The sequence below is a fragment of the Anaerocolumna jejuensis DSM 15929 genome (assembly GCF_900142215.1).
Lineage (GTDB): Bacteria > Bacillota > Clostridia > Lachnospirales > Lachnospiraceae > Anaerocolumna > Anaerocolumna jejuensis.
Genome location: NZ_FRAC01000012.1, coordinates 239878 through 250483, shown reverse-complemented (window position 1 = coordinate 250483; position 10606 = coordinate 239878). Strand labels below are relative to the sequence as shown.

The 10606-nt window shown below is 39.7% G+C and carries 9 protein-coding genes; 5 read left to right on the top strand and 4 right to left on the bottom strand.

Annotated elements, in window-relative coordinates; translation table 11 throughout:
• Both BUB77_RS13365 and BUB77_RS13360 read right to left on the bottom strand, forming a co-directional pair.
• Positions 1-216: transposase family protein (locus BUB77_RS13365; RefSeq protein WP_139241176.1), on the bottom strand; the 216-nt coding region annotated here is incomplete at its 3' end.
• 594 nt (positions 217-810) lie between these two features.
• Positions 811-1446, bottom strand: coding sequence for an HD domain-containing protein (locus tag BUB77_RS13360; protein WP_073276681.1), 636 nt, complete (start codon positions 1444-1446; stop codon positions 811-813).
• Positions 1447-1600: 154 nt separating this feature from the next.
• On the opposite strand from BUB77_RS13360, the gene BUB77_RS13355 reads away from it, so the two are divergent.
• From BUB77_RS13355 to BUB77_RS13340, 4 genes are all read left to right on the top strand, one after another.
• Positions 1601-2026: a hypothetical protein gene (locus BUB77_RS13355; protein ID WP_073276679.1), complete on the top strand. Its 426-nt coding sequence runs from the start codon at positions 1601-1603 to the stop codon at positions 2024-2026.
• Between the two features lie 133 nt (positions 2027-2159).
• Positions 2160-3428, top strand: coding sequence for a protein translocase subunit SecD (gene secD, locus BUB77_RS30455; protein ID WP_073276677.1), 1269 nt, complete (start codon positions 2160-2162; stop codon positions 3426-3428).
• The gene (gene secF, locus BUB77_RS30450; protein WP_242962498.1) at positions 3425-4411 is read left to right on the top strand and encodes a protein translocase subunit SecF; all 987 of its coding nucleotides are present in this window, start codon (positions 3425-3427) and stop codon (positions 4409-4411) included. Before secD ends, secF begins: the two co-directional genes overlap by 4 nt.
• Positions 4412-4644: 233 nt before the next feature.
• On the top strand, positions 4645-6474 hold the full coding sequence (locus tag BUB77_RS13340) for a right-handed parallel beta-helix repeat-containing protein (protein ID WP_073276675.1): 1830 nt from the start codon (positions 4645-4647) through the stop codon (positions 6472-6474).
• Between the two features lie 105 nt (positions 6475-6579).
• Here the strand turns inward: BUB77_RS13340 and BUB77_RS13335 are convergent, their stop codons facing one another.
• Positions 6580-8937 (bottom strand): ABC transporter ATP-binding protein/permease, encoded by a 2358-nt coding sequence (locus tag BUB77_RS13335; RefSeq protein ID WP_073276673.1) that lies wholly within the window; start codon positions 8935-8937, stop codon positions 6580-6582.
• Between the two features lie 214 nt (positions 8938-9151).
• Positions 9152-9472 (bottom strand): helix-turn-helix domain-containing protein, encoded by a 321-nt coding sequence (locus tag BUB77_RS13330; RefSeq protein WP_073276672.1) that lies wholly within the window; start codon positions 9470-9472, stop codon positions 9152-9154.
• 207 nt (positions 9473-9679) lie between these two features.
• Here BUB77_RS13330 and BUB77_RS13325 point away from each other — a divergent pair, with 207 nt between their 5' ends.
• Positions 9680-10483, top strand: coding sequence for a GGDEF domain-containing protein (locus BUB77_RS13325; RefSeq protein WP_073276670.1), 804 nt, complete (start codon positions 9680-9682; stop codon positions 10481-10483).
• The last annotated feature ends 123 nt before the right edge of the window (positions 10484-10606 follow it).

Sequence of the window (10606 nt, the reverse complement as noted above, 5' to 3'; positions counted from 1 at the left end):
CATCTCCTGCATACTTCTTATATCACAAATATTTTTCATCAGTGGCATAGTTAGCATGACATCACTTGAGTAGTCGATGTAGCTGGAATGTCTTGGGTCATGAACTCCGGCAAAATCACTCCAGAGGTCTTTGTAAAAATGTTTCTGTACTTTTAAAAATTCAACCAGAGGATTCCCCTCGGATTTTTTTAATTGTCTTCTCTCAGCTCTTGTCATCAGTAAAATACTCCTTTGCGAAAAACTTTTCTTAAAGTTTATCACAATAACAACTGTCAAGCCTATCTTAATTGTATAAATCAGTGCGAAAAATATTTACCTTTCAGAGCTGGAAGCAGGTCAGGAGCTGTATTCTCAGTCTGCCGGGAGCATCCTTACAGTAACAGGTCCTCAATCTTTCAGAAGTTTTGCACTGACATCAATTTTACCTGACATCGATTTTACCATACAGCCAGTCTCCCTTTTTTCTTCGTTATCATTCTGGCTGAGATATTACCTGTCCCCATTTCTTATTTTATGGCTTCCAGGATGAGCCTTCCGTCTATAAAATAATAAAAGCCTCCGGGAATTCTTTATATCAGGTTAACTCCCAGCGGCTTTCATAATATGTTCTTTTAATTTATTAATATTGCTGTCATCTATTTTTAGACCGCTGCCGCCATCACTGCCAATTCAAAACCTAAATGGTTCAGAGCCTATTTGGTTCAGAACCTGTTTAATTCAGGACCTATTTGATTCAAGGCCTATTTGGTTCAAAACCTATTTGGTTCAAGACCTATTTGATTCAAGACCTATTTGATTCAAGACCGCAATTTATGCAATCATTAAATAGGCGGCATATTTCCTGGTTAGTCCCTGATAAGCATTCCTGTTTGTTATTTCATACAGGGAGCAGGCCTTATCCACCAGGCACACGATAATGCTTTCCTTATAAACAGGCGGATAAGGTGTCAGCGGAAACATATGCTTTCTTATGATATCATCCTCCAGCTTATCAAGATTCTTGATTTTTAGTGCATTATGCCATGCTGTTTTCGGGTGTCTTAATCCATGGAACCGATGGCTCTTATCCTTCTCATGCCAGTCATAAAATACATAATCATGGAGTAACGCACCCACTGCCAAACACTCATAGTTGCATTTAAGGTGCAGAAATCTGGCCATTCTCACACTGTAATAGGCAACCGCTACACTATGCCAGAAGCAGCTGGTCTGATTATGTTGTATATAAGCATCTAATTTTTTGTAATCTCCTATGCGTATTAGCCACAATACCTTATGAAGGATTAAATCCTCAGCATTAAAATCCAATTCTTTCACCGTAATAACCATACCCTTTCCGGTACCTGCAGTTCCTGACCTCAGGCACAAATTTTCTTTCCCCATACATACCGTAAACAGGCTTGCGGTACAGCCCTTAATCCAGCCTCCGTTACGGCCCTGCCTCATAACTCTTTTTCTGAATAACCACCGGGTGATTGGATATCATCTTTTATGAAATCCTACAAAAATTAATATACAAATGGTTCAATTTGTGGTATTTTATAATAGTGGCGTCATGTGTTAAACAGGACGTAAAATTTTGGAAACGGAGGGGTTGTTAATGAAAAATACGCGCAAAAACGTTAGACAAGCCATATTGATCATTACTCTTATTATAACCTATTCTTCCTTTTCCGATTGTTTTTATACCGTAAACAATGCAGCAAACAGCAGCAATACGCTTACCAATACAAACAATTTACCAATCAATAGCCCCTATGTATTCTATTACCATCTACCCTCAATGCCTTTAGAAGAAAACTATGCAAATTTGTTTCTAAAGGTTCCATACCGCCTCATTACATACCGCCTGGGAACCATAACAGGAATGCTCCATGCCTTTTTAACCGATACGGTTTCTATACTGGTTATCCTGGCAGCTCTTTCTTTAAAGCTTCCTGCATCGGACAAGCCCAGACTGTATTCACGCCTGCCCCTTAGGGGGCACGGGCCACCTAAAGAAAGACTTATATTTAGTCTATCATAAAAATGTGAATAAAGAATGAATGCATTACTAAATTTTCATTCCGCTGGCTGGGTCCGGGAACATCCAGTCCAGATTCACCCTGCGTAAAATATGCAGTAATGATGAAAAATATACAGAAAGAAAGGATTCAGAAATGAAAAACAAGAAACCCGTATTTTTTATTGTTTTAATTGTAGCCATAATTATGTCTTACACTGCAATGTTCGGTGTGCAAATAGGCTCATTTAAAATCAAAGGAGCTCCTGATATCCGTTTCGGTATTGATATCCGCGGCGGTGTGGAAGCAGCTTTCCAGCCAGCTAATCTCGACCGTAAGCCTACCGGCAAAGAATTAGAGGCTGCCCGTTCTATTATTGAAACCAGACTTGATAATAAGAACATTCTCGACCGTGATGTAACAATTGACAAAGAAAATGGATACATTATCGTACGTTTCCCCTGGAAATCCGGTGAAAAGAATTTTGATCCGGACAATGCAATTGCCGAGTTAGGTGAAACCGCTCTTTTGACCTTTAAAGATGATGCCGGTAATGTATTGGTAGAAGGCTCCCATGTCAGTAACAGCTCCCCTGAAATGAATAAACAGACGAATAAATATGTCGTAAGCCTTACCTTCGATGAAAAAGGCACACAGCTCTTTGCCGATGCTACGAAAAAGCTTGTTGGTAAGAATATCAATATTTATATGGATGATACCCTTATCCAGACCGCTGTCGTAAACGAAGCCATCCCAAGCGGCAAAGCAGAAATATCCGGTACTTTTACTTACGAATCTGCAAAGCAGCTCTCCGATAAAATTAATTCAGGTGCTCTGCCTTTCTCATTAGTTACAAAGAACCATAATACCATAAGCCCGACTCTTGGTTCCGGTGCATTGGATGTTATGCTTGATGCAGGTATCCTTGCCTTCTCAATCATCTGTGTACTCCTTATGTTATATTACAGAGTACCTGGCTGTGTAGCATGTATTTCCCTGTTAATCCAGACAACTGGACAGATACTTGCTCTTTCCATTCCTCAGATGACCTTGACACTTCCCGGTATTGCCGGTGTTATCCTTTCCATCGGTATGGGTGTAGATGCTAACGTTATTATCTCTGAACGTATCAGTGAAGAAATCAAATCCGGTAAGACTGTACGCTCTGCTATCGCTTCCGGTTTTAAGGGTGCTTTCTCCTCTGTATTTGATGGTAATATTACCGTGTTAATCGTTGGTGTAATCCTTATGATATTTGGCTCCGGTGCATTGCTATCCTTTGCTTACACACTGCTTACCGGTATATTCTTTAACTTCGTAGCAGGTGTTACGGCATCCAGGCTTATGATACGCTCCTTAAGTGAGTTCGATGCATTACGCAAGCCTTCCCTTTATACTTGCTTTTCAAGGAGGAGAACACTATGAGTAACGAAAAGAACATGAATTCAGCTTTATCTATTACTCCAAGCAGCAGTAAAATTCTGCATTTTTATAATAAACGCTTTATCTTTTTTGCCATTTCACTGGCAATTATGCTGTTTGGCCTTATCAATGTGAAACTATTCGGGGTACAGTTAGATATTCAGTTCAAGGGCGGTGCCTTACTGAAATATACTTATACCGGAGATATTAAAGCGGATGATGTAGGGGATGCAGCTACCGATATTCTTGGAAGACCCGTAACCACCCAGATAACGGAAGATATGAAAACCGGTGATAAGCGGTTGGTTCTTAACATTGCCGGTAACTATGGTATGGATGCCAAGGAGCAGGTTAAATTCGACGATGCGCTAAAGGCAAAATTCTCTGGAAACTCCCTGGATTTAGCGGAATCTTCCATGGTTGAACCCTTTTTCGGTCATAAATTCCTGACTAATGGTATTATTGCCATTGTCCTATCCTTCTGCCTGGTAATGGTTTACGTATGGATACGTTTTAAGAAAATCGGCGGCCTCTCTGCCGGTCTTATGGCTATCGTAGCTTTAATTCACGATATTTTAGTCGTATTCTTTACCTGTGTGGTATTCAAGATTCCCATCGGTGATTCCTTCGTGGCTGTTGCCCTAAGTATTATTGGTTACTCCGTAAACGATACCATCGTTATTTATGACCGTATACGTGAGAACCACGATCTTCATCCTAAGATAGCGGTTGATACCCTTACCGACCTTTCCATATCACAGTCTATCACAAGATCTATAAATACTAACATTGCCGTATGCTTAAGTGTAACCATAGTATATATTATGGCAAGATTTAACAGCATTGATTCCATTGAAAGCTTTGCGCTTCCTATGGCTATTGGCTCTGTGAGCGGATGCTATTCCACTATCTGTATTGCAGGTCCTCTTTGGGTTATGTGGCAGAAACATAAAGAAAAGAAGTTACCTGTAAAGAAGCAGAAATAATGAAAAATATTTAAGTTCCCGACAATAAACAGCAGCTAATAGTACTTTGCTACTATTGCTGCTGTTTTTATTTGTATAAAAGATTACAATTTCTTTAAATTTCGCTACGTATTATTTACAATTCCAAGTATATGGGATACACTTATAGAATATCTGATATACAAAGTAAAAGTGACTGTTACGGCAGATTAGAAACTACGGTATGAAGCAGCCATAATGAAAGGGTTTTTGATATGAAAAAGAATTATGTTTTAGTTTTATCCTCTGTTGCACTATTGACACTCGTCACCCCGCCTGAACTTAATGTCCTGGCAAATCCCGGTTCAGATCTTATTTATAGCTCTGCTCAGCAAACTGCTGCTAAGTCTCTGGTAGAAAAAGAGGTCAGCGCCGCTCCAGGTTATACATCTGCTGAACTGCAGAATCTTCTTGACTATAATAAAGATGGCAAATACAAGCTTACAATACATATTCCGGCTGGCAGCTATATTCTTACAAAAGAGCTAAGGATATACAGCAATACAACCATAATAGCCGATACAGAAGCCACGATATATAAAAACCATCAAAAAGGCTCTTTTATTGCCAATGATTTAAGCAATGACCAGGGCGGTTATACTACCTCTGAAAATATTACCATTATGGGCGGGGTCTGGGATTCTTCTCCTATCGCAGATAAATTCAAGGGCACCGAAGCCTTCCGCTTTATTCATGCTACAAATGTAACCGTTAAGAATGCCGAAATATGCAATGTACCTGTCAACAGCCATCTGATTACCTTTGCAGGAATTAAGAATGGGCTTATTGAAAATTGCAAGCTCCATGGCTATGACGGTGAGAAGCCAAAGGAAGCTATCCAGTTGGATATCGTACATGACAGTGTTGTCGTACCTTCCAACCAGTCAAAAATTATTAAATATGATGACCTTCCCTGTGACGGTGTTGTAATACGCGGAAATGAAATTTATGACTATCCCAGGGCAATCGGTTCCCATACTTCAATTAAAGGTGTCTTCCATAAGAATATAACAATTACAGGAAATACCCTTCATGATCTGACAGAAGCCGGTATTAAAGCGTATAACTATGAAAATCTGGAGATCAGCAAAAATAATATATACAGAGTTGGGGTTGGAATCCTAGCCTATACCTATATCAGCAATGAATCCAACCACTATCTGGAGGCCTTAAGCACAACTGTAAAAGAGCCTCTGCCGGAGAATTATAATATTAAAATAACTGACAACACGATCAGTGATACCACAAAATCCACCTCCTCCGTTATTACAAGCTGGGGTGATGGAATCCGGGTAATAGGAAATTACCAACGGCCTATTAACGGAATTACAATCGTAAATAACACCATGAAAAACATCAAGCGCTATGGTGTCTTCATGGAAAAGGCTCCCGGCAGCAATATCCTGGACAATACTATCTCAGATACGGTCAGCACCGGCATTTATATGATCAATGGCTGTGATACTGCGACCGTCCAGAATAATACTCTCGAAAATCTCGGTTCAGCTGGCGGAAGTGCCGGAGGAATCGGATTACTGAATTCAAATAATGCTGTAATAAATAAGAATACCATAACCAATCCGGCCAAAAATGGAATCTATCTTTCCAATGCCAGCAGTTCCTGCAGCATTACCAGCAATATGCTCTATTCCAGTGGCGGAAATGCTATCGCAGCCTACACTAACAGCGATAATGCCAATATATATGGCAACTATATCTCCGGTTACTCTGTTAATGGAATATATGCCTATGATACCAACTCTGCTGATATCAGTCAGAATGAAATCTATGGTAATGATGCCAACAGTACTGTCAAGGATGGCATCCATATTCAGGGTATCAAGGACATTGACAATGCCTTTTCATTGAAGAATAATTATATCAGTTACACCAGCCGTTATGGTATCTATGTCAATGCCAATAACAGCCTCATAGAAACAAATACTGTTACAAATTCTATGAAGTATTCTATTTACCTGGACAGCAACAGCATCGGAAGTAAATTATTTGACAATAAAATTGACAACAGTATCTGGCAGAATTAATTAAAAAATATATGCTTATACGGAAAAGCAGCGGCACACCTATGTGGTTCACCGCTGCTTTTGCTATTCCTGATTATTTTCACCTTTCTTCTGTTATATCTCTTTTTATTCTGTTCTAAGTGCTTCTATTGCATTCTTTCTGGAAGCCATTCTGGCCGGAATATGACCGCCCAAAACTGTCAGTACCGTACTGATAACGACCAGAATCACCGCATGCTCTATCTGAAGATGTGCTACATCGGTAAGCTCCGTCATTTTATAGAGTATTGTATTAATAGGAAATGTCGCAAGCCATGCCAGTATAACACCAAGTATTCCTGAAAATACCCCAAGTATGGCCGTCTCGGCATCAAACACGCGGGTAATATCTTTCTTTCTGGCTCCTAACGCCCTTAAAATACCGATTTCCTTGGTTCTCTCCAAAACAGAGGTATAGGTTATGATCGATATCATAATAAGGCTTACAACCAGGGAGATACCGGCAAATGCAATTAATACAATTGTAATACCGTCCATAATGCCGCTGGTCAGGCTTGACATAGTGTCTGCAAGGTCCGTATAGACCACCTGGTCCTTGGAAGCTTTCCCTTCATTATACGTATCCAGATAATCCGTTACGGCATCCTTGGCATCAAAATTGTAAGGATAGACCATGATAACATATGGTGTTGCGCTTCCTCCCAGATAGGCCAGGAATGATTCCTTGGAATCCTCCGTCAGTTCTTCATTGGTGATGATATTCTTATCACTCTTTTCCTGAGCTTTTACAATAGCAGAATCCTGAGCACTATCTATAACCATTTCCGATAATTCGTCACTGTAGGCAATGCCCGGAAGAAGAAGTGCCATTGCCACATCCTCTTTCTGGCGTACAACGCCTGTAATCTTTACTGTTATGTCATCCTTTGAATCATACATTGCCTGATAGTCATTGCCGGGCAGATAAGTTCCTGCCTGTGTTGGCAAATAGTAAACATCATTGGGAACAATCTTGAATTCCGTACCGACAATATCACTTAAATTGATGCTATCCTTTCCATCCGTATCAAAGCCCAGCTTCTGAAGGATGTTATAGTCCAGCCTGTTTTTCTCATCTATGACAAGAACCAGGTCCGTTGACTTCACAGGATATTCTCCTGCCATAAGGTCGTAATTTTTCGTCAGGTAGGACTCTTCCTCTGTCTTTAACTGCTTAGGATAAGAGGACAATCCAATGGAACCTGTCAAAGCGCCTGACTGTCCATTTCCGGAAGTGCCGGAAGTGCTGCTCTGGCTGCTTAAGGTAACCGGAATCACCTTATCTTCTACTTTACGGACCATATTCATGGATACCAGCCTGGAATACCCAATACTGCTGCAAATTTCAGGGTCTATCTTATTCAGGTAATCAAGATAATCCTGGGTAAAAATATTTCGGTGGGTAATCTGTGTGTCCGCAGGGTCATAAAGCTTTACCTTGTCCGTAGATGCAAAGGAGCCATCGTTCTGATTTGTCATGTCCTTTCTCATATTCTTCATGCTTTCGGCATCGACCGTTGTAGCAGATTGGGAAATAATGATGGGAAATTCCGCCATGGCATCCCTTTGAAAATTATCAATCTGCGTCTGGAAGCCCGAGGATAGGCTTAAAATAACTGCGATACCAATAATACCAATACTGGAGGCAAAGGCTGTAAGGATTGTCCTGCCTTTCTTTGTACGGATATTGTTAAAGGAAAGGCGAAGGGCAGTTAAGAAGCTCATGCTTGTTTTCTTGAGCTTGAATTCATCTGCTTTTGGCCTTTCAACATGGGGATGGCTGTCGGATATGATTTTCCCGTCCTGAAAACGGATAATACGGTCCGCATAGCTTTGGGCAAGCTCCGGATTATGAGTTACCATGATAACCAGGCGTTCTTTGGCTACTTCCTTAATAAGCTCCATAATCTGTATACTGGTGTTACTGTCCAAGGCTCCCGTTGGCTCATCACACAGGAGGATTTCCGGGTTATTTGCCAGGGCCCTGGCTATGGCAACGCGCTGCATCTGGCCGCCGGATAACTGGTTGGGCTTCTTGTGAAGATGCTCCTTCAGTCCCACCTTTTCCAGTACCTCAAGTGCCTTTCTATGCTTTTCCTCTGCCGTTACGCCGCTTAAGGTCATACCAAGCTCCACGTTTGCAACTATGCTGAGATGCATAATCAGATTATAGCTTTGGAATACAAAGCCAATAGAATTGTTCCGGTAAGCATCCCAATCTCTATCTGTAAAATCCGCAGTCTTTTTTCCCTTAATGATCAGCTCTCCCGAATCGTAACGGTCAAGGCCTCCTATAATATTCAGGCATGTGGTCTTACCTGAACCGCTGGAGCCAAGAATAGCAACAAATTCCTTCTGCCTGAAAGCAACACTTACTCCATCAAGGGCTTTTGTCTCAATGCCCCCGACATTATAAGATCTTTTTATATCAACTAATTCCAACAAATTTCTCTTCCTCCTTCTATTTTAAGTATCCTGCTGTATTCATGCCATTATACAGAATGCATAATTTTAAGTCAAAAAAATTACTCTAAAATAAATGTTAAAAATTTATGATAAATTCTGTACAAAATGATACTCTATGGAAGAAGGACGCTGCTTCATATAGAAATAAAAAAACAGCATGGCTGAAAACGGCCATGCTGCTACTATCAGTTTTTCATTTTTTAGTCAATCGGTTAATCAGGCTTAAAATCATAAGCATATCTCTGTCGTCCAGCATTTTGAACTCCTCCACAGCTTTGTGGACCAGTTCCGGATTTGGCAGTTTATCATCAAAGAACTCTGCCGGTGTTATATTAAAATATTCACAAATCGAAAATAGTTCTATTAAAGGCGGAAGCGATTTACCAGAAGTAATATTGTAAATATAACTTCTGCTGTGGCCCAGATCATAGCTTAATTGGTATTCTGATATACCTTTCAGCAATCTAAGCTGTGTTATCCGGTCCCTTACAAATTTATCATATGTTGACACCATAATCACCTCCAAACATATCATAATAAATAATATGAGGTAATTACTCCAAATATATACGCTATTATACTTGTAATAATCCAATATTATATGTTATAATCTTGCTATATACGAGATAAATACTTTTTTCCATTAAAATAATCATATTTTCTTGGCATTTACCTATTTCGAGTATTATTCCCTTCATGATACTGGCATTGGAGAAATAACATGAATTATAAAAACCTGAATCAAGCCATAGCATCCCTCCAGATGCTTCATAATTTTTATTCTACTATTCGTATTTATGATACCGGGTATAACCGTATTCTTTATGAAAACAAAAAGTCAAATGGTTTAAAGGAAGCTGCCGAAACAACGCTCTTCTTCCAGGAAGCCGCTTTCTGTATACCAAAGCAGAAGGACACACTTGAAATTTATATACCCCTGTCAATTAATGGGCAACCCTGCCGCCTTGAACTTATTCAGCGCAACAAAAAGGAATATGGTGATGATGTGCTTCATTCCATGCAGGAGCTTATTATTACCGATTCCCTGACCAACTTATATAACCGCAGATTTATAGATGAACAACTGCCAAAGGATTTGGAAAAAACATATCAGAGCAATAATCCATTATCTCTTATCTATATAGATATCGATTATTTTAAAGAAATTAATGACCATTACGGGCATATTATTGGAGATTTAATATTAAAAGAAATCGCAAGCACCTTTCTGCAGATCCTCTGGCGTAAGAACGGCTGGGCAGCACGGTATGGAGGGGATGAATTTCTCCTTTGCCTCCCAGGGATCAGCCGTAAGTCCTCCATAAAAATAGCGAATCGAATACGTCTCGCAGTGGAAGAAAAAACATTTTACTCTGTAAATCCCGTTATAAAGATTACCTGCAGCCTGGGGTTATTAACCGTACATAAAAGCAGTAATGTCCACACTGTAAATGAAGTGATCGAATTATTGGACCGTAAGCTGTATCAGGCAAAAAAGGAAGGCCGGAACAAAGTTATTTTATGATAATAAAAAAATGCTGAAATTTATACTATCTGTTATAGTAAAAATTTCAGCATTCTATTATAAATTACTGCTTTTAAATAAAGTTTTACAAAATTGTATCCTGCTTCTATTTATGTTACACGT